This is a genomic window from Rhodococcus sp. YH1 (assembly GCF_009939605.1).
Lineage (GTDB): Bacteria > Actinomycetota > Actinomycetes > Mycobacteriales > Mycobacteriaceae > Rhodococcus > Rhodococcus aetherivorans.
In genome coordinates, this window is the sequence record NZ_WVTE01000288.1 from 14321 (window position 1) to 32878 (window position 18558).

Sequence of the window (18558 nt, forward strand, 5' to 3'; positions counted from 1 at the left end):
CGCGAGGGACGACGTGCACCTTTTTCATCAAGTACCAGAGTCGAAGGTCCGCAGGCGATGTGCAACTTGTACACGAATTGTGTCGGGTACGGGTGATTCTGACCGTCCCTCCGTGGCCGCATCCCTGTTAGAAATAGCCCACTGGCGAAAACGCATCCACCGGCCGGACCCTCGCTTCCCGCTCCGCCAGGCCGGTACTCCCGCAGACCGAAAGTGGAGACCCATGCATCGAATTCATCGCATCACCCTCGACGACGCGCTCCCCCTCCTCGCTGCCGGCCGCGCGAAGGCGGAGGAGATCGGCGTCAAGCAGACCCTGTGCGTCTGCGACGAGAGCGCCAACGTCATCGCCCTGCACCGCCTCCCCGGTGCGCGGCTGACGGGTGTCGAGATCGCGATGGCCAAGGCGTTCACCGCGGCGGGCCACGAACGCGCCACGCACCTGTTCAACGAACCGCCCAACGGGCCGGCCCTGCCCGGCAACGAGGCCTTCGGCATCAGCCACATGCTGCCGGGAAAGTTCGCGATCTTCGTCGGCGGCTTCCCGCTGGTGTTCGACGGCCAGATCGTCGGCGCCGTCGGCATCAGCGGCGGAAACGGCGAGCAGGACAAGGCCGTCGGCGCGGCGATGCTCGCGGAGTTCGAGGCGATCACCGCGTCGGTGGCGCACTGACTGTGCACTTCGACCCCCGCCGGCGCCGCATTCCGGTCAGTGTGGCCGTGGCCGCACCCCGACGCCGGCACTAGTTTCGAAACCGACCGGAACAGGCTTTCACTCAGCCGATTTCGATCGTTCTCCGCAACGTCGCGGATCAACCCCAGCCCGACCGCACGACACAGCGTGAAAGGGAAACCACCATGACCGAACTGCTCGGACGCGACGAGTTCCGCGCCGCACTCGAGAACGCGATCAAGGGCCGCGAGGCCAAGGACGCCTCGTTCAGCAAGGCCTGGGCCGAGGGCAAGCTCGAGAAGCACCACTTCGCCCGGTGGGCCGAGAACCACTACCACTACGTGGGCCCGTTCGCGGACTACCTCGCGAACATCTACTCCAACACGCCCGACACGTTCACCGACGCCAAGGACTTCACCCTGCAGAACATGTACGAGGAGGAGCTGGCCGACATCCGGCACACCGACCTGCTCATCAAGTTCGCCGAGGCGTGCGGCACCACCCGCGAGCGCGTCGAGGATCCGAACAACATGAACGCCGTCACCCGCGGCCTGCAGGCGTGGTGCTACGCGGTCTCGCAGCGCGAGCACTTCGTGGTCGCCACCGCGGCCTTGGTCGTCGGTCTCGAGTCGCAGGTGCCGAGCATCTACAAGAAGCAGATCGTGCCGCTGCGCGAGGTGTACGGGTTCACCGAGGACGAGATCGAGTTCTTCGACCTGCACATCACCTCGGATGTCGTCCACGGCGAACGCGGGTACCAGATCGTGCTGGACTGCGCCGACACCCCGCAGTTGCAGCAGCGCTGCCTGCAGCTCGTGCGCTGGGGCGCGGAGATGCGTTTCTCGTACACCAAGGGCCTGTACGACACGTACGTCGCTCCCGACCTCGAGCTGGCTCCGGCCTGACCGACGTGACCGGACCGCGGGAGGGTCCACCGCTCGGCCCTCCCGCGCCGGTCCCGGCGGCCATCCCCGATCGAAGGAGAATCATGTCCACCGACGCCGCCTCGGCCCCGCCCGGGTCGACCCGCGACAGGGTCGCCGTCGCCACCGTCAAGGAGCTGACCCGCCGGCGCAAGCTGCGCGTCGAGGTCGACGGCGTCGGCATCGCGTTGTTCCACGCGAACGATCGGGTGTACGCGTTCGCCGACCTGTGCATCCACCAGGACCGCTCGCTCGCCAAGGGCACCCTGTTGCACGGGCGGGTCATCTGCCCCGGCCACCAGTGGCGGTTCGACCTCGAAACCGGCTACGAGGAGGACCAAGATCTCTGCCAGCCGACCTATCCCGTGACCGTCGAGGGCGACACCGTCTATCTCGATCCGGCCCCGCGCCGTGTCGTTCCCGGCTCGCAAGAGGAGAGTTCGTCATGACCGTACGCACCGTTGTCACCGTCGGCGCCGGCCAGGTCGCCGCGGTCGCCGCACGCACGTTGCGCCGCCGCGGATTCGACGGCCGCATCGTCCTGCTCGGCGACGAACCGCACGCGCCCTACCAGCGGCCGCCACTGTCGAAGGAGTTCCTCGCCGGCCGGGAACCCGTCGCCTCCCTTTCCCTGCTCACACCGAAGTGGCTGGCCGACAACGATATCGACATCCGGACCGGTGTCACGGTACGGCGCGTCGACACCGCTTCGCGCAGCGTGGAATTCGACGGTGGGTCCGTCGCCGCCGACGCGGTGATCCTCGCGACCGGGGGACGCCCGCGCACGATCCCCACCTCCGGGACGCGCCCCGATCTCGTGCACTACCTGCGGACGCTCGACGACGCCGTCGCCCTCGCCCCGCGGCTGACCCCCGGTGCGCGCCTGGTCGTCGTCGGCGGCGGATTCGTCGGCCTCGAGATCGCCGCAACGGCACGCGGTCTCGGTGTCGACGTGGTCGTCCTCGAATACGCCGACGCCCTGCTGGGTTCCGTCCTGGGCGCCACGGTCGGCGGGTTCTGCGCCGACCTGCACCGCCGCAACGGCGTCGATCTGCGCACCGGCGTCGGCGTGGACTCCGTCGCGACCTCCGAGGCCGGGGTGCGGGTCCGCACCACGACCGGCGACACGATCGAGGCCGACGTGGTCGTGGTCGGCATCGGCATCACGCCGAACGTCGACGTGGCCGCCGCGAGCGGACTCCACACCGACAACGGCATCGTCGTCGACGCCGTGGGCCGCACCGCCGTACCGGGAATCCACGCCGCCGGCGACGTCGCGAACCGCTTCTCCGACCGCGCCGGCCGCCGAGTCCGGGTGGAGCACTTCGACAATGCCAACCGGCAGGCCGCGGTCGTCGCGGACACGATCGTCGGTCGCACCTCGCTCGCCGACGACGCCCACTGGTTCTGGTCGGACCAGTACGACACGAACATCCAGTTCACCGGAACATCCTCCGGGACGACGGAACTCGTCGTGCGCGGCGACGCCCGCTCGGGGGAGTTCACCGTCTTCTATCTCGCCGGCGACGTGCTCACCGCGGCGTTCGCCATGGACCGCGGCGAGGACATCATGGCCGCCCGCGAACTCGTCGGCCGGACGGTCGGCGCGCACCAGCTCGCCGACGCGGACGTGGACCTGTGGGAACTGGGCGAACAGGTGGTGAGCTGAGGTGGCCGTGACAGGGCTGAACTTCATCGACGGTGCGTGGGTGCCGGCCGTCTCCGGCGCCACCTTCGAACGACGCAACCCCGCCGATTCCACCGACCTGATCGGAACGTTCCCCGATTCCGACGCCACCGACGTGCGCATCGCCGTCGACGCACTCGACAAGGCGGCCCCCGAATGGGCCGCCACCCCACCGGAGCGCCGGGCCGCCGTCCTGGAGGCCGCCGCCCGGCACCTCGAGGAGCGACGGGAATCGCTCGTCGGGGAACTGGTCCGCGAGGAGGGCAAGACGCGCGCCGAGGCCACCGTCGAGGTGAGCCGCACCCCCATGAACCTGCGCTTCTACGCGGGCGAGGCGCTGCGCGCGACCGGCGCGACGTACCCGGCCGCCGGCCGCACCATGATCTACACCGTCCGCGAACCCATCGGCATCGTCGGGGCCATCACCCCCTGGAACTTTCCGCTGAACATCCCGTCCCGCAAGCTCGGGCCGGCGCTCGCCGCGGGAGATCCGGTGCTGTTCAAGCCGTCCGAGATCACCCCGCTCATGGGGCAGCGGCTGGTCGAGGCGCTGCTCGCCGGCGGACTGCCCCCGGCGGCGATCGCGCTGGTGCAGGGCGGCGGGCGGGCCGGGGCCGCGGTGGTCGCCGACGAACGCGTCGCGGCCGTCACCTTCACCGGATCGACGGAGGTGGGCCGGGCCATCCATCGTGGCGTCGGCCCGGACCGGCGGGTACAGCTCGAGATGGGCGGCAAGAACCCCGTCGTCGTCCTCGCCGACGCCGACCTCGACGCCGCGGCCGCGTTGATCGTCAAGGGCGCTTTCGGGCTCTCCGGACAGGCCTGCACCGGCACCAGCCGGGTCGTCGCGATCGACGACATCCACGACGCCCTGCTCGAGCGGGTCGTCGCCCGCGCCGAGGCCCTCACCGTCGGACCGGGCCTGCGGGCGGGGGCGTCGATGGGTCCGCTCGCCAGCCGCGGCCAGCTGGACAAGTTCCTCGAGTACGTCGCCGTCGGGCAGGACGAAGGGGCCCGTCTGGTGTGCGGCGGAACCCGCTGCGACGACAACGGTTTCGGAGACGGGTTCTTCGTGCGCCCGACGGTGTTCGCCGACACCGCGCCGGGCATGCGCATCCTGACCGAGGAGATCTTCGGTCCGGTGCTGGCGTTCCAGCGGGCGTCGTCGTTCGACGAGGCCGTCACGCTGGCCAACGACACGGCGTTCGGCCTGAGCGCGGCGATCGTCACGCGCGATCTCGACCGGGCCGGGCAGTTCGTCGCCCGTTCCCGCACCGGCCTGGTCAAGGTGAACCAGCCGACGAACGGCATGGCGATGAACGCTCCGTTCGGTGGGTACAAGGCGTCGAGCACCCAGACGTTCAAGGAACAGGCCGGGCCGACGCTGATGCAGTTCTACCAATCCGAGAAGACCGTCTACATCGACCCCGTCGCCTGACCGCCCGCGGTCGGAGCAGATCCCAATGCCTGGAGGATGACCATGGAGTTCAAGAGAGTGGCCCGTTCCGGGCAGGTGCCGGAGGGCATCGTCCGCCGCTTCTACGCCGGCGACTACGAGTTCGCGATCTCGCGGCTGGACGGGAAGGCCTACGCGACATCCAACTACTGCTCACACCTGGACTGCCTGCTCTCGTCCGGCAAGCTCGTGCAGGATGGAATCGGATGCTCTTGCCACGGAAGCGCTTTCGATCTCGCAACCGGTGAACCCATCTGCCCTCCCGCCACGGAGCCGATCAGGACCTATCCCGTCGAGGAGCGCGGCGGCGAGATCTTCGTCGGCATCGATCCCGCCGAGCCGCCGGAGGGCCCGCGCCGGCGCCGGCTCCGGCAGGCATGACAGCGCGGCGGGTCCGTCCGGCGACATTGTCGACCGGCGGCATGGTGTCCTCGAGCCACCCGCTGGCCGGCCAGGCCGGGGCGCGGGTGCTCGCCGACGGCGGCAACGCGGTCGACGCCGCGCTGGCGATGGCCGCGACCACGTGGCTGACCCTGCCCGGCCAGTGTGGCCTCGGCGGGGACGCATTCGCCGTGGTGCGGGAACCGGACGGCACAGTCTGGACGGTCGGGGGGAGCGGTTACGGCCCCGACGGCGGCACACCGGACTTCTACCGGGACCGCGGGCTGGCCGCGATCCCGCTGGACGGCGCCCTCGCGGTGGCCGTGCCGGGCGCTCCGGCCGCGCTCGCGGCGCTGCACCGGCGCGGCGCCACCCGCAGCCTTGCCGAGCTGTGGGAACCGGCCGCGCGCCTCGCCGAGCACGGGTTGCCCTGCTCGGCCAAGACCCGCGACGACGTGCGGTCGGCGCTGGACGCCGTCCGCAGCGATCCCGGGCTGGCCTCCGTGTACGTCGACGGCGGTCTCGTACCGCTCGTCGGTGACCGGCTGCCGCAACCCGACCTGGCGCGCACCATCCGTGAACTCGCGCACGACCCGGCGTCGTTCTACACCGGGTCGCTCGCCGAGCGGTGCGTCGCCGCGCTGCGCGACGCGGGCGCCCCGTTCTCGGGAGACGAATGGGTCGCAACCGGGACGGTGACGCCGGAGCAGGCGCTGTCCGGCCGGTACGCCGGCGCGGTGATCCATCAGACCCCACTGCCGACCCCCGGGTGGATGGTGTTGCACCAGGCGGCGCTGTGCGACGGCGTCGTCGGGTCCTCCCCGCTCCTGAGCGCGGCGGCGATCGACCGCATGGCCCGGGCCGCGCGGACGGCGTTCGAGGACCGGCTGCGCTGGTGCGGCGCCGACAACGACGGTGCCGCGCGCATCCTCGATCCCGGCCACATCCGCGCCGGCCGCGACCGGCTGTCGGCGACCGCGCCCGCCGGAGCGTTCACGGTGGCCGGCGGAGACACCACCTCGCTGGTGACGGTCGACCGGGACGGACGCGCGGTGAGCTTCATCCATTCGCTCGCGTTCACCTTCGGGGCCAAGTTCACCGTGCCCGGCACGGGGATCGTCCTGAACAACCGGCTGGGGCGGGGCGCGTATCTGATCGACGGGCATCCGAACGAGGTGCGGCCCCGCCGCAAGCCGCTGCACACCCTCAATGCCTGGATCGTCACGGACGAGGCGGGAGCGCTGCTCCACGTCGGCAACACCCCCGGCGGGGACGGGCAGGTGCAATGGAACATGCAGCTGCTCTCGCACCTCCTCGACCACGGGCTCGATCCGCAGGAGGCGGTGTCGGCGCCCCGGTTCACGGTGTTCCCCGGCTCCGACGCGAACGTGCTCGGCGACCCCGCCGAGCTGCGCATCGAGGCCGACGTCCCGCCCGAGGTCCGCACCGCCCTGTCCGAGATGGGGCACGACGTGCGCACCCTCGAACCGCTCGGCGCCGAGGGCAGCGCCCAGATCATCTCTCTCGATCCCCGCGGCGTGCTCAGCGGCGGCAGCGATCCCCGTCAGGAAGGAGTGGCTCTCGGTGTCGAATGAACAGGCGATCGGCCGGGCAGCGCTCGGCGCGCAGCCGCCGCGGCCGCGCGGCCGCTACGTACCCGCGGTGCTGTCCGGCTCGACCGTCCACACGGCGGGGATGACCCCGCGCCGTGACGGCCGGCTGACCGTCACCGGCCGCGTCGGCGGCGAAGTGGACCCGGCCGTCGCCCGGGAGGCGGCGGGCCTCGCGGCCGGCAACGCCCTGGCCGCGGTCCGTTCGGTGCTGCCGCCGGGTGCGATGTTCCGGTGCGTCGAGATGGTGGTGTACATCGCGTGTGCCGACGGCTTCACCGAGCTCTCGGCGGTCGCCGACGGCGCATCGGAGGTCGTCGAACGCGCGCTGGGCCCGGCGTCACTGCCCGCCCGCAGCGCGATCGGGGTCTATCTGCTTCCCGGCAACGCGCCGGTCGAGGTGGCCCTCACCGCGCACGTCGGGGACGGACCCGGCGCGCACTGACGACCGCGGATCAGACCAGGGCCGGCCCGATCACGGCCAGCGCGACGAGCGCGATCAGCGCGGACAGGCCCGCTATGGTCGCGCCTCCGACCGGCGACTCGACGTCTCCGAACAACGGTTCGTCCTCGTCCCAACACCACCGCGGCATCACTCCATGGAAGCGGTTCGCCCCCGCATGCGCAACGGGGCGAGACCGATTCGGTCGAATTGCGGGAAGTTCCACGAAGTTTGCCGGGATCAGGCCGGACGAACCGGGGCGACGATGTCCGCCGCGAGGGTGAGCAGCATGAAGGCCCCGCCGACGACGACGAACGCGTACGTCACCGGCAGCAGCTTCACGAAGTCGACCGGCGCTCCGCCGGGCCGGCCCAGCCGGGCGCGCACCCGGTTCCGCAGACCCTCGTAGATCGCCACGGCCATGTGCCCGCCGTCGAGAGGGAGCAGCGGCAGCAGATTGAACAGGCCGACGAAGAGGTTCAGGCTCACCAGCAGCAGCACGAACGACTCCCAGGCGCCCCGCTCGACGGCCCGGCCCCCGAGCGATCCGGCCCCCACCACGCTGATCGGGGTGTCCGCGTCGCGTTCGCCGCCGGTCACCGACCGCCACAGCGACGCCGCCTTCGTCGGCATGTCCACCACCGTGCGCGCCGTGAGCGCGGCGAGGTCGCCGGTGAATGCGAGGGCGGCGGGCACCGCGGTCACCACGTCGTACCGCACGGGACCGGCGGGCGGGCGCGCGGATACTCCGATCGCACCGACGGCCGTCGAGCGCTCGTCCCCCGTCCGAGGGTCGACCACCCATCGCTGCACCTGCTCGGTCGCGACGGGTAGCACCAGCCGGCGGCCGTGCCGTTCGATCGTCAGTTCGACGACTCCTGCGCTGTCCCAGATCTTTCCGACCAGGTCACCGAACCGGGTGACGCCCTCGCCGTCGACGGCGAGGATCGCGTCGCCGGGGAGTATCCCCGCGGCCCCGGCCGGTCCCGGGCCGTCGCACGCGGCGAGGCCGTATCCCGGGCCGGGCCGCTGCGACGACGGGACGCATCCGACGGACTCGACGACCACCTTCGGATGCAGCTCCGGCAGCCCCCACCCGACGGCGAGCACGAAGACGAGGACCCCGGCGAGCAGGAAGTTCATGCCGATGCCGCCGGACATCACGACCAGCCGCTTCCAGGTCTTCTGCCGATACAGGGCGCGACCGTACTCGTCGGGGGTCAGTTCGTCGAGCGCGGTCGTGCCGGCGATCTCGCAGAACCCGCCCACCGGGATCAGTCCCAGCCCGTAGTCGGTCTCACCGCGCCGGACGGAGAAGAGCATCGGGCCACGCCCGAGGGAGAAGCGACGCACCTTCATCCCGAGACGCCGCGCCGCCCACAGGTGGCCCGCCTCGTGCAGGGCGACGGACACCGCGACCCCCAGCGCGAAGAGCACGACGCCCAGCGCGAACGTCACGGGTGATACGTCGCGTGCTCGCGGATGTACCCGGTGACGTTGCCCTCCGGGTCGCAGATCATGTCGCCCTCGAGGCACTCGGTGGTGACCGGGATGTGCCGCAACTCGCCCGCCGGCTGGGGCAGCGTGATGCCGGGGACGAGCGGGCCGGCGTACTGCGCGGGCCGGCCCTGCGCCGGGTCGGCGATCAGGTGCACCCGCACCCGGTCCTGCAGGTCGGTGCCGTCGTCGTGCACGGGCGCCGCCGCGTCGATCTCCATCGCGACCCTGCGCACGACGATCGCCCCCTGCGAGTAGCCGTACAGCTCGTAGCGCGTGCGCGGCCCGCAGGCGGCCTCGGTCCGGCCGATCTCCGCCCAGAGATTCTGCACGCCGATCTGCACCGACTGGTCCATGAACGTGTCCCAGCCGAACACCCCGGCGACCATGCCCGCCGGATACCGCACGTGCCGCACCGCGAAGTCGGGGCTGTTGCGGTACTGATCCGTGTAGGAGTTGAGCGGGCTCTCGGGATCGATCGAATCCGGCGTTTCGGGGCCCTTCGTGCCGTCGACGGCGAGCACCACGGTCGGCGCACAGTACGAGGCCGGGGACGGGTCGGCATGGGCGATCGAGACGGCACCGAGCATCGAGCCGATGGTCAGCGCGCCGACGATCGCGACCCGGACAGCGGAAAGGATCATCGAAACCGTCCTTCAGCCATGGGATCCACCCCAACGATTCCCGACCGCGTTCATAAGTAAGCACAGTGATCGTGAAGTCCGCAAATCGAACACGCGGATGCGGTGCAACTCGGGGGCCTAGCGGACGACATCGGCCAGATCCACGAAACCGTAACCCCGCGTCCGCAGACCGTCGATGATCGCCGGCAGCGCATCGGCGTCCAGGGTCGTGCCGTCGTCGGGGTTCGCGCCCACGTGCATCAGAACGATCTGGCCGGGCGCGGCCGCGGCGAGGACCCGCTCGGTCACCGCCGCGGCGTCGAGACCACCGCTCGTGCCTTTCCAGCCGAGCGAATCCACGGTCCAGCGCACGGGCACGTAGCCGGCACCGTTGACGACGCGGATGTCGGCGTCGGTGCGAGCACCGAAGGGAAACCGGAACAACGGCACGGCCGGGCGACCCGTCAGTGCCGTGATGGCGTTCTCGGCCGCCGCGAGGTCGGCCCTGATCTGCTCGTCGGTCAGATCCGGATAGGAGGGGTGGGTGTTGCTGTGGTTTCCCACCGCGTGCCCGGCGGCGGCGACGGCGCGGACCCGGTCCGGATACGTCCGCGCGAAATCACCGGTGACGAAGAACGTCGCCGGGACGGCGTAGCGGGCGAGCGTGGCGAGAATGCGGGAGACCGCGGTGTCGGAGGCTCCACCGTCGAAGGTCAACGCCACCACCTTCTCCTCGGTGGGAATCCGTTCGAGGTCGATGCCGCGCAGGGCGGCAGGTACACCGGCCGGAGGCACCGGCGTCGGCTCCGGACCGGACGGCGGAACGGGGACGGTCGCGGAGGGCCCCGGAGCCGGGGACGGGGGCCCGGGCGGCGTGGTCGCCGGTTCCGACGTCGGACTGCTCGTCGCGGTGGCTTCGGGCGGCTCGTCGGGCGGGCCGGAACCACAGGCCGTCACGACCAGGATCGACGCCGCGACGACGAGCGATCCGCGCCGGAACCGGATGTTCATGTGGACAGTGTGCCGCTCCACCTCGGCCGCGCCGCTGCGGTCGCCGGGTCCATCCCCCGCCGGGTGCGGTGGAACACGACACTCACGGCAAGGAGGACCTCCGCGGCCGCGACCGCCAGCGCGGCCGCCATGAGAGGGGGAATCGAGGCGCCCGCCGCTGCACCGGCGACCGGAGGCACAGCGTGCCCGTGGTGGCCGCCCGCGGCCCGGTCCGGGCTCATGGTGGTCAGGTGCACCATGATCATCGCGACGTTCATGACGGTGACCAGGATCCAGTCCCGCTGGTCTCCGCGCATCCACAGGTGACGGGCGCAGTAGAGGCATCCGGCGACCATGACGAGGGTCAGGGCCGCCGACCCGGGCGACGGGGTGTGCTCCGCGAGCGAGCCGGCGTGCAGGACGGCCGCCGACACGGCGAGGGCGGCGGCCGCCCGGCCGCACCACGTGGTGGTGGTGGTGCGGCGGGCGGCTTCCGGAACCGTGGTGGACATGCCCGTCAGTCCGTGCAGCAGTGCTTCGACGTGCCGGCCGGAACGTCGAGGGCCGGGTTCCGGTCGAAGAACCCGACCGGCTTCAGCGTGAACCCGGCGTAGTCGACGGGCATCACGGGCCAGTCCTCCGGGCGCGGGAAGTGGGTGAGCCCGAAGGTGTGCCACAGCACCAGGTCCTCGCCCTCGATGTTCCGGTTGCCGGCGACGAATGTCGGCAGTCCCGCCTGTCCCGGATGCTGGTTGACGAAGTCACCGGCCGGATAACGCTGCGCCGGGTCGTACCGCGTGACCCACAGGTGCTTGGTGGCGAACGCGGCGCGGGCGGCGATGGAACTCGACGGATCCGCCAGCAGCACGGGCTGACCTTCCGGGTGCAGTGCGTATCCGACGTTCCGCCCGAGCCGGTTCTGCTTGGTCGGGTTGGTGATGTGCCAGACCCTGGCCTTGGTGTTGTCGGCCAGCCTCTGCCCGTCGGCCTCCGTGGTGAGGGTGGTCTTGCGGCAGCGGAACGCGTTACCCCACGGGTTGTCCGGTCCCATCGGTTCGGGCACGGCGTCGACCTCCTCGACCGTGTTGACGTTGCCGTCGACCGCCATGTCCAGGCGGGCGGAGAAGAGGTGCTGGTGGAACGGCGCACCGAGCCCGGGCGCCATCTCGGTGGCGAACCCGTCCTCGCCGCGGTAGGCGGAGGTGAAGACGATGCCGGTGGCCTTGGCTTCGAGTTCGATGGTGCCGTCCAGGTAGAGGTACCAGTAGAAGCCGTAGTCGTAGTTGCCGATGGTGAGGAAGAAGGAGATCACGAGCCGGCGCGACCGACGGGTCTCGGTCATGCCGTTGAACATGTCCGTGTGCTTCCAGAGGACGCCGTAGTCCTCCTCGTGGAGGCAGATCGCGTTCTTCATCACCCGCGGGTCGCCCTTCTCGTCGGCGATGGTGACGTCGAAGTACCGGATCTCGCCGAGGCAGTCGCACCCGAGTTCCAGCGAGTTGGTGTAGCGGCCGAACAGGTATTCGCCCTGGTCGAAGTAGTTCTGCCAGTACCGCACCGGCGACGGGTCGGCGTAGGGCACGACCATCTCGGCGATGGATGCGCGGTAGATCACCGGCCGCTGCACGCCGTCGTCGGAGAACGACAACTGGTGCAGGGTCAGGCCCTCGCGTACGTCGAACCCGAACCGGAACGTCCAGTCCGCCCAGGTGATCCGATTGCCCTCGACCGAGAAGCTCGGCCCCTCGGGTTGGGTGATCTCGATCGGCTTGAGGTCGGTGCGGGCCGGCCTCGCGTGCGGAGCGGCGTCCCATTCGCCGCGTTCGGCCGGCACGGGAAGGGTGATCTCGTCGACGACCTTCACCACGCGCTGCTCGGTGAGGTCGACGTAGGCGACCACCCCGTCGATCGGATGTGCCCAGGGCAGGTCGGCCTCGTCCTCCTGGTGGAACGCGAGCACGCGGACGATCCGGTGCCCCACCTCGTCCTCGTGCCCGAACACCCCGGCCGACAGCGGAACCGCGCGCACCTTCTCCGGATCGATGCCGCGCGCAGCCATCGCCGCAATCCAGTCGAAGCTGGACAGGAGGAACGATTCGATGTCCTCGAACTCCTCGTCGAGGATCGGGACATGCCCTTCGGTGGCGGCGTCGACGGCGACGGTGCTGAGGATCCTGCGTTCGGTGACGGACACGACGTGATCGGAGCCCGCCCCGGTCGCACGGTCGAGGAGAAGGACGCGGGCACGGCGCTCGATGTGCTCCCCCGGCCTGAACGCCAGGACCGTCGACTTGTGCGGTTCCTCGAGCCCGACGTAGACGAACCGGACGTGCTCGGTTACCAGCCCCGCCGCCGATACCGTTTCCTTGACGGCGGTGATCTCGTCGGCGGTCAGAGGGGTGAGGGGGTGGTCCGGTGCGGGCGTCGATGCCGCTTCGGTGAACTTCGTGGTGGCAGTGCTCATCGGGCGATCTCCTTGTCGATCTCGGTTTCGGTCGTGGCGGCGGGCGCGACGCCGCCGGAATGGTGGTGATGTCGTGCAGCGTCGGGGCGGAGAACGGCCACGGCCGTTCCGCCCGCGAACGCCCCGGCGAGAAGCACGCCGACGACGGCGGCGAGGGTGCCGGATCCGCCCACGAGCAGCGGCAGGTTCGCGATCGTCATCGCGAGCAGAGCGCTCAGCCCCGCGAGACCCAGCACCGGCGCGATCAGCGTGGGCCACGGCCGGGTGTCGGCCCGGGATCGCCGGAAGAAGACGAGGACGGCGATCGACGTCAGCGCCATCAGGGCGAGCACGCCGACGGACGCGACGCCGGCGAACCAGGCGAAGACCTCGGTGACGGGATCGAGTCCGCCGACGGCCGAGGCCACGACGAGAACCAGGGCCGAGACCGTCTGCACGATCGAGGCCACGTAGGGCGAGGCATGGCGTACGTGCGAGCGGCCGCATCGCGCCGGCAGTGCCGCGCTGTTGCCGAGCGAGAAGATGTAGCGCGAGAGCACGTTGTGGAAGGACAGCAGGGCCGCGAAGAGACTGGTGACGAGGAGCACCTGCACGACATCCCCCGCCGCCGCTCCCACGTAGCGGGTCGCGGTCTCGACGATCATGCCCTCGGGGTTCTCGGTGGCCAGGACGACGGCGCCCTCGTCGCCCCACGCGCTGACCAGCGCCCAGCTCGACAGCGCATAGAAGCCACCGATGACCACCAGGGCGAGATAGGTGGCCCGCGGAATGGTCCGGGCCGGATCGCGCACCTCGTCACGGAAGACCGCGGTCGCCTCGAAGCCGATGTAGCCGGCGACAGCGAAGATCAGGGCGATTCCCGGTGCGCCCGAGAAGAACTCGGAGGGGCGTAGCGCGGCGGTGGAAAGACCCTCCGCTCCGCCACGGGCGATCACCGCTGCATCGATCACCAGCACGATGCCGACCTCGCAGAGCAGCAGGACCCCGAGGACCTTTCCGGACAGGTCGATGTGGCGGTAGCCGAGAATCGCGACCGCCGCCAGAACGATCAGAGCCCAGAGATACCAGGGCAACTCGGGACCGCCGTGCGAGGTCACGAAGTCGCCGAGGGCCGCGCCGAGGTATCCGTAGACGGCACCCTGCACCGCCGTGTAGGACAGCAGCGCCAGGAAGGCGGAACCCAGTCCGACGTGCCGGCCGAGTCCGTGGGTGACGAAGGTGTAGAACGCCCCCGCCCCGGGCACGTGCTTCGCCATCGCGGTGAAGCCGACGGCGAAGAAGAGCAGGACCACCGTGCAGACGATGTACGAAGCGGGGTACGCGGCCCCGTTTCCGGCGGAGATACCGAGTGGGACCGTGCCGGCGATCACGGTCAGCGGGGCCGCGGCCGCGACCACCATGAAGACGACGGCGCCGGGGCCGAGGCTGCCGGACAACCGGTGGGTGGGGGGTTCGTGTGCGCGAGCGTTGAGGGTCATCGGTGCTTCGACTTTCGGGAGAGGGAGTGCGCCGGCGATGTCGGTGCCGACCGCCGGAAGAAGCGTGCGCCCGGACGTTGTCGGTGCGGTCACCGCGGCGTCACGGTTCGTCGACGGCAAACGAGAAGGGCGGGGGGCCGGGTTCTCGTTCGGCCCGGCAGGGGTACGGACGGCGGTGCCCACACAGTGCCGGGCACCGCCCGACCGGTCACAGTGCGATGTTGACCGACTTGGTCTGGGTGTACTCCGCCAGGGCCCCCTCACCGAGTTCCCGCCCCCAGCCCGACTGCTTGTATCCCCCGAAGGGCAGTGCGGTGTCGAACGCGTTGTGGCAGTTGATCCAGACCGTGCCCGCCTTGATCTCGGCGGCGACCTCGTGGGCCCGGGAGACGTCCCGCGTCCAGACGCTCGCCGCGAGCCCGTAGGGGGTGTCGTTGGCGGCGGCACGAACTCCCTCCTCCCGGTTGAAGGGCACCGCGACGGCGACCGGGCCGAAGATCTCCTCCCGGTACACACCGAAGTCGCTGCGCACGTCGACGAGGAGCGTCGGCTCGACGTAGAAGCCACTGTCGCCGTGGCGCTTTCCTCCGGTCAGGGCACGAGCCCCGTCCTCGAGGCCGGCGCGGAGGTAACCGGTCACCTTGCCGAGTTGCTCCTCGGAGATCAGCGGGCCGATATCGCTGGCGGGATCGAGTCCTGGACCGATCTTCTGCGACCGGGCGAATTCCGCTACGCCCTGGGTGAATTCGTCGAAGATGCGATCCTCCACCAGCAACCGCGTCCCGGCGGTGCACGCCTGACCGTGGTTGAACAGGAATCCGCCGGCGACACCGGGGATCGCGGCCTCGAGGTCGGCGTCCGCGAAGACGACCTGGGGGCTCTTGCCGCCGAGTTCGAGCGAGACCTTCTTCAGGTTCCCGGCGGCGGCGCCCACGATCTTCTTGCCGACCTCGGTCGAGCCGGTGAAGGCGACCTTGTCGACGTCGTGATGGGCCGACAGGGCCGCACCCGCGTCCCCGAAGCCCGTGACCACGTTGACGACGCCGTCGGGCACCCCGGCCTCGGCGGCGACCTCGGCGAGCAGCAGGGCGGTGAGCGGGGTCTGCTCCGCAGGCTTGAGCACCAGCGTGTTCGCGCACGCCAGCGCAGGGGCGAGCTTGAAGGCGGCCATCACCAGCGGAAAGTTCCACGGCACGATCTGGGCGCACACCCCCACCGGCTCGCGGCTGGTGAACGCGTGGAAACGTGCGCCCGGAGCCCACGGAACCGACACCGGGACGGTGCGGCCCTCGATCTTGGTCGCCCAACCGGCGTAGTAGAAGAAGATCTCGGCCGCCCAGGTGACGTCGACCGCCTTCGCGACGACCACCGACTTGCCGTTGTCCAGGGACTCGAGCTGGGCGAACTGGTCCGCCCGGGCCAGGATGCCCTCGCCGATCCGCCACAGGATGCGCTGGCGCTCGGCCGGGGTCAGGCGCCGCCACGGCCCCTCCTCGAACGCCCGGCGGGCAGCGGCGACGGCCCGGTCGACGTCCTCGGCGCCGCCGTGCGGCACCGTGGTCAGCACCTGCCCGGTGGCGGGGTCGACCGTGTCGAACCGCCGGCCCGAGGCCGACTCGACCCACCGGCCGCCGATCAGCATCTGCTTCGGCGACGAGAGGAAGTCGACCACCTCCGGAAGCAGGCCGGTGGCGGATTGCGCAACTGCAGTCATGATGTCTCCGACTCGTGAGAGATAGCGAAAAAGACTCGGGTACAGTCGTTTCGACGCAGAACCGCCGGTTTCCGTCGCTGTGACCCGAACCCACGATAACCACACGATGTGGCGGGAGTCACCCCCGATTCCGGATGGAAATTACGCGGTGTCCGATTCTCATTCGACTGCGGCCCAGACCGTTTCCCGATTCTCGTTCGACTTCTCGACCGCAGCCCAGGTGACGGCCGCACGAGCACCGCCGGCCCCGCCCGATCGGGCGCCGGACGGCCCCTCGTTCTCATTCGAGTGACCGAAAATTGATGTGCGATCGGTGCAGCGCACTGCGTGCCTGCGCTACCGTGCACCCCACGGGATCGTCCGGCGGCAGACGCTCGACGTCCCCTGGCGAGTGTGGAAGCAGGTGCAAGGTGTCCGGTACACCACAGATCCGAAGTAGTTCGCCGGTGGCCGGCCTCGAGCGCGGACGCCTCACGTTCTTCGAGGTGCTCGCACAGTCCGTCTCGGCCGTCGCCCCGTCCGCGGTGATGGTCACCCTGCCGGCTCTCGTCATCCCCGAAGCCGGGCGGGCGGCGATCCCGGTGTTCGTCGCGGCGGCCGTCCTGATGGCTGCCGTCGGATACTGCATCGGGCAGTTCGCCACCCGCATGGTCGCGGTCAGCGGCTTGTACAGCTACACGGTGAAGGGTCTCGGCCCCCGCCTCGGCTTCGCCGGGGGATGGTCGCTGCTGATCGGCTACGCGGCCGCCGCCATGGCCAGCACGGTGGGGGCAGCGAGCTATCTGGCGTCGCTGCTCGAACGGATCGGGTTGCCGGCCGGAGCGGCGACGAGTGCAGTGCTCGTCGGTGTCGTCGGCGCCGTCGCGCTGCTGCTGATGGTCCGCGGCGTCCAGCTCTCCGCCCGCATCATGCTGGGCGTCGAGGCGTTCGCCATCGTCGCCGCATCGGTCGTCCTGGTGATCGCGTTCGCCGTGTCCGTCCGGGACGGCGACCCGCCCTCGGCGCCGACCGGAACCGGTTCGGAATCCGCGATCGGCTTCGCGCTCCTGCTGGCGATCACCTCGTTCGTCGGCTTCGAGAGCGCCGGAACGGTGGCACGTGAAGCCCACAGCCCGCTGATCAGCGTGCCCCGCGCGATCAGGTGGACGCCGGTCGTGCTCGCGGCGCTCTACGTGTTCGCCGCGACGATGCAGCTGCCGGAGTCCGCCAGGGAAGGAGTCGGTTCGCTCCGGATCGTGCTCACCCTCCCGGACACCGCCGGGAGCGGCTCGGCGGTGCTGTCGGTCCTGATGGAACTCGGAATCACCGCGTCGTGGTTCGCGTGCGTCATGGGCTCCACCACCGCGCTGTCGCGCACCCTGTTCGCGATGGGCCGCGAGGGCGTCGCCCCGGCGGTCGTCGGCCGTGCCCACGCCCGGTTCCACACGCCGCACGTCGCCCTGGCCGTCGCGATGCCTGTCGTCGTTGTCGTGCCCGTCGTCTTTCTGGCGGCCACCGGCTCGAACCGCGACGTCCTGATCGGGCTGCTGGCCCTCTCGGCGCACGGGTACGTCCTCGCCTACATCCTCCTCTGCGTCGCTACGCCCGCGTTCCTGCGCCGGATCGGTGAGCTGACCCGTCTGCCGCTGGTCATCGGCGCGCTCACCGCCACGTGCCTGGTGGCGCTGATCGTGTGGGCGGCTGCGTCGGGGATCTACGTGGCGGGCGCAATGACCGCCGTGTACGCGGTCCTGATGCTCCTCGGAGGCGCGCTGCTCGCGGTCCGGGTGCGGCGCGCCCCGGACGTCGCGGACCGGATAGGCGTCTACGACGAGACCGTCGCCGCCGATCTGCTCGGCCGGCACCGCCCCTGGCAGGTGCGGCGGTGAGCCCCGTGGACGGAACCCTGTCGGGGCGGCAGCCGAAAGCGGTGATCAGCGCCCTGCGTGTCCTCGAGGAAGTCGCCCGGGCCGGGGCCGGGGTCACCGCCAAGGACATCGCCGCACACCTCTCCCTGCCGCCGGCGACCACCTATCGGCTCCTGAACCTGCTCGCCGGAGAAGGCTACGTCGTCCGGCTACCCGATCTGTCCGGCTTCGCACTCGGGCGCAAGATCGGCATACTGGTCGACGCGGCCGTCGTCCCCACCGTCTGCACAGCCGCACGTAACCTTCTCACCGAACTTCGGCTGACCGTCCGCTTCGGCGTCCACCTGTTCTACTACACCGACACGGCGCTCCGCCTTGCCGACGCCGACCCCGAATATCCACCCCGCGCCGACGAGGCCCTCCTCAATCGGCACCTCCAGGCGAGCGCCGTCGGCAAGCTGCTGCTCGCCGAGAAGATCGACCTCGACACCGTCCTCCCCCGGTGGGAACCCCATGCCCTCACCGGCCGCACGATCGTCGTGCGCAGCGACCTGCTCCGTCACCTCGGGGAGATCCGCGACCGGGGCTTCGCCACCCAGCTCGGCGAACTGCGCGACGACTCCGCGTGCCTCGCCGTTCCCGTCCGCTCCGCCACCGGCACCCTCGTCGCGGGCCTGGTCCTGTCCGGCAGCATCGACCACCAGCACCTGCTGCTGCGCCACCTCGACTCACTCCGAGAGCACGCGCAGCAACTCGTGCCCCTGCTGACCTGA

Annotated in this window: 18 protein-coding genes; 10 read left to right on the forward strand and 8 right to left on the reverse strand. The window is 70.6% G+C overall.

The window, feature by feature from the left end; translation table 11 throughout:
- Window positions 1-223 precede the first annotated feature (223 nt).
- From AIIKEEIJ_RS30180 to AIIKEEIJ_RS30215, 8 genes are all read left to right on the forward strand, one after another.
- A complete protein-coding gene (locus AIIKEEIJ_RS30180; protein WP_006943161.1) occupies window positions 224-673 on the forward strand; it encodes a GlcG/HbpS family heme-binding protein in 450 nt (149 codons plus the stop codon).
- 185 nt (window positions 674-858) lie between these two features.
- Window positions 859-1578, forward strand: coding sequence for a TenA family transcriptional regulator (locus AIIKEEIJ_RS30185; protein WP_006943160.1), 720 nt, complete (start codon window positions 859-861; stop codon window positions 1576-1578).
- Window positions 1579-1661: 83 nt separating this feature from the next.
- Complete coding sequence (locus AIIKEEIJ_RS30190) at window positions 1662-2045, forward strand: Rieske (2Fe-2S) protein (protein ID WP_006943159.1); 384 nt, start codon at window positions 1662-1664, stop codon at window positions 2043-2045.
- Entirely contained in the window at window positions 2042-3265 is a 1224-nt protein-coding gene (locus tag AIIKEEIJ_RS30195) for an FAD-dependent oxidoreductase (protein ID WP_161997227.1), read from the forward strand. Before AIIKEEIJ_RS30190 ends, AIIKEEIJ_RS30195 begins: the two co-directional genes overlap by 4 nt.
- A gap of 1 nt (window position 3266) precedes the next feature.
- Window positions 3267-4721, forward strand: coding sequence for an aldehyde dehydrogenase family protein (locus AIIKEEIJ_RS30200; protein ID WP_029547124.1), 1455 nt, complete (start codon window positions 3267-3269; stop codon window positions 4719-4721).
- A 42-nt stretch (window positions 4722-4763) separates the two neighbouring features.
- Window positions 4764-5120: a Rieske (2Fe-2S) protein gene (locus AIIKEEIJ_RS30205; protein ID WP_006943156.1), complete on the forward strand. Its 357-nt coding sequence runs from the start codon at window positions 4764-4766 to the stop codon at window positions 5118-5120.
- Window positions 5117-6715: a gamma-glutamyltransferase family protein gene (locus tag AIIKEEIJ_RS30210; RefSeq protein ID WP_161997228.1), complete on the forward strand. Its 1599-nt coding sequence runs from the start codon at window positions 5117-5119 to the stop codon at window positions 6713-6715. The genes AIIKEEIJ_RS30205 and AIIKEEIJ_RS30210 overlap by 4 nt, the downstream gene beginning before the upstream one ends.
- Window positions 6705-7175 (forward strand): RidA family protein, encoded by a 471-nt coding sequence (locus AIIKEEIJ_RS30215; RefSeq protein ID WP_082120182.1) that lies wholly within the window; start codon window positions 6705-6707, stop codon window positions 7173-7175. Before AIIKEEIJ_RS30210 ends, AIIKEEIJ_RS30215 begins: the two co-directional genes overlap by 11 nt.
- Before the next feature lie 10 nt (window positions 7176-7185).
- Here AIIKEEIJ_RS30215 and AIIKEEIJ_RS32755 read toward each other — a convergent pair whose 3' ends face one another.
- The 8 genes from AIIKEEIJ_RS32755 to AIIKEEIJ_RS30250 all read right to left on the reverse strand — a co-directional run bounded on the left by AIIKEEIJ_RS32755 (window position 7186) and on the right by AIIKEEIJ_RS30250 (window position 15938).
- The gene (locus tag AIIKEEIJ_RS32755) at window positions 7186-7323 is read right to left on the reverse strand and encodes a hypothetical protein (protein ID WP_006943148.1); all 138 of its coding nucleotides are present in this window, start codon (window positions 7321-7323) and stop codon (window positions 7186-7188) included.
- Between the two features lie 89 nt (window positions 7324-7412).
- Window positions 7413-8630, reverse strand: a complete 1218-nt coding sequence (locus tag AIIKEEIJ_RS30220; RefSeq protein ID WP_161997229.1) for a site-2 protease family protein — start codon at window positions 8628-8630, stop codon at window positions 7413-7415.
- Window positions 8627-9313 (reverse strand): cutinase family protein, encoded by a 687-nt coding sequence (locus AIIKEEIJ_RS30225; protein WP_006943145.1) that lies wholly within the window; start codon window positions 9311-9313, stop codon window positions 8627-8629. The genes AIIKEEIJ_RS30220 and AIIKEEIJ_RS30225 overlap by 4 nt, the downstream gene beginning before the upstream one ends.
- Before the next feature lie 117 nt (window positions 9314-9430).
- Window positions 9431-10303, reverse strand: coding sequence for a polysaccharide deacetylase family protein (locus AIIKEEIJ_RS30230; RefSeq protein ID WP_006943143.1), 873 nt, complete (start codon window positions 10301-10303; stop codon window positions 9431-9433).
- Window positions 10300-10794, reverse strand: coding sequence for a hypothetical protein (locus AIIKEEIJ_RS30235; protein ID WP_161997230.1), 495 nt, complete (start codon window positions 10792-10794; stop codon window positions 10300-10302). Before AIIKEEIJ_RS30235 ends, AIIKEEIJ_RS30230 begins: the two co-directional genes overlap by 4 nt.
- A gap of 5 nt (window positions 10795-10799) precedes the next feature.
- Window positions 10800-12746 (reverse strand): primary-amine oxidase, encoded by a 1947-nt coding sequence (locus tag AIIKEEIJ_RS30240; RefSeq protein WP_006943139.1) that lies wholly within the window; start codon window positions 12744-12746, stop codon window positions 10800-10802.
- Window positions 12743-14224, reverse strand: coding sequence for an APC family permease (locus tag AIIKEEIJ_RS30245; protein ID WP_161997231.1), 1482 nt, complete (start codon window positions 14222-14224; stop codon window positions 12743-12745). The genes AIIKEEIJ_RS30240 and AIIKEEIJ_RS30245 overlap by 4 nt, the downstream gene beginning before the upstream one ends.
- Before the next feature lie 208 nt (window positions 14225-14432).
- A complete protein-coding gene (locus AIIKEEIJ_RS30250) occupies window positions 14433-15938 on the reverse strand; it encodes an aldehyde dehydrogenase family protein (RefSeq protein WP_006943134.1) in 1506 nt (501 codons plus the stop codon).
- A gap of 446 nt (window positions 15939-16384) precedes the next feature.
- Between AIIKEEIJ_RS30250 and AIIKEEIJ_RS30255 the strand changes: the two genes are divergently transcribed.
- Entirely contained in the window at window positions 16385-17806 is a 1422-nt protein-coding gene (locus AIIKEEIJ_RS30255) for an APC family permease (protein WP_044476308.1), read from the forward strand.
- Window positions 17803-18558: an IclR family transcriptional regulator gene (locus AIIKEEIJ_RS30260; RefSeq protein ID WP_029547119.1), complete on the forward strand. Its 756-nt coding sequence runs from the start codon at window positions 17803-17805 to the stop codon at window positions 18556-18558. The genes AIIKEEIJ_RS30255 and AIIKEEIJ_RS30260 overlap by 4 nt, the downstream gene beginning before the upstream one ends.

Coding starts and splice junctions, on each gene's coding strand:
- AIIKEEIJ_RS30180 (WP_006943161.1), top strand. CDS start 224: ATGCATCGAATTCATCGCATCACCCTCGACGACGCGCTCCCCCTCCTC.
- AIIKEEIJ_RS30185 (WP_006943160.1), top strand. CDS start 859: ATGACCGAACTGCTCGGACGCGACGAGTTCCGCGCCGCACTCGAGAAC.
- AIIKEEIJ_RS30190 (WP_006943159.1), top strand. CDS start 1,662: ATGTCCACCGACGCCGCCTCGGCCCCGCCCGGGTCGACCCGCGACAGG.
- AIIKEEIJ_RS30195 (WP_161997227.1), top strand. CDS start 2,042: ATGACCGTACGCACCGTTGTCACCGTCGGCGCCGGCCAGGTCGCCGCG.
- AIIKEEIJ_RS30205 (WP_006943156.1), top strand. CDS start 4,764: ATGGAGTTCAAGAGAGTGGCCCGTTCCGGGCAGGTGCCGGAGGGCATC.
- AIIKEEIJ_RS30210 (WP_161997228.1), top strand. CDS start 5,117: ATGACAGCGCGGCGGGTCCGTCCGGCGACATTGTCGACCGGCGGCATG.
- AIIKEEIJ_RS32755 (WP_006943148.1), bottom strand. CDS start 7,323: ATGCCGCGGTGGTGTTGGGACGAGGACGAACCGTTGTTCGGAGACGTC.
- AIIKEEIJ_RS30225 (WP_006943145.1), bottom strand. CDS start 9,313: ATGATCCTTTCCGCTGTCCGGGTCGCGATCGTCGGCGCGCTGACCATC.
- AIIKEEIJ_RS30230 (WP_006943143.1), bottom strand. CDS start 10,303: ATGAACATCCGGTTCCGGCGCGGATCGCTCGTCGTCGCGGCGTCGATC.
- AIIKEEIJ_RS30235 (WP_161997230.1), bottom strand. CDS start 10,794: ATGTCCACCACGGTTCCGGAAGCCGCCCGCCGCACCACCACCACCACG.
- AIIKEEIJ_RS30240 (WP_006943139.1), bottom strand. CDS start 12,746: ATGAGCACTGCCACCACGAAGTTCACCGAAGCGGCATCGACGCCCGCA.
- AIIKEEIJ_RS30245 (WP_161997231.1), bottom strand. CDS start 14,224: ATGACCCTCAACGCTCGCGCACACGAACCCCCCACCCACCGGTTGTCC.
- AIIKEEIJ_RS30250 (WP_006943134.1), bottom strand. CDS start 15,938: ATGACTGCAGTTGCGCAATCCGCCACCGGCCTGCTTCCGGAGGTGGTC.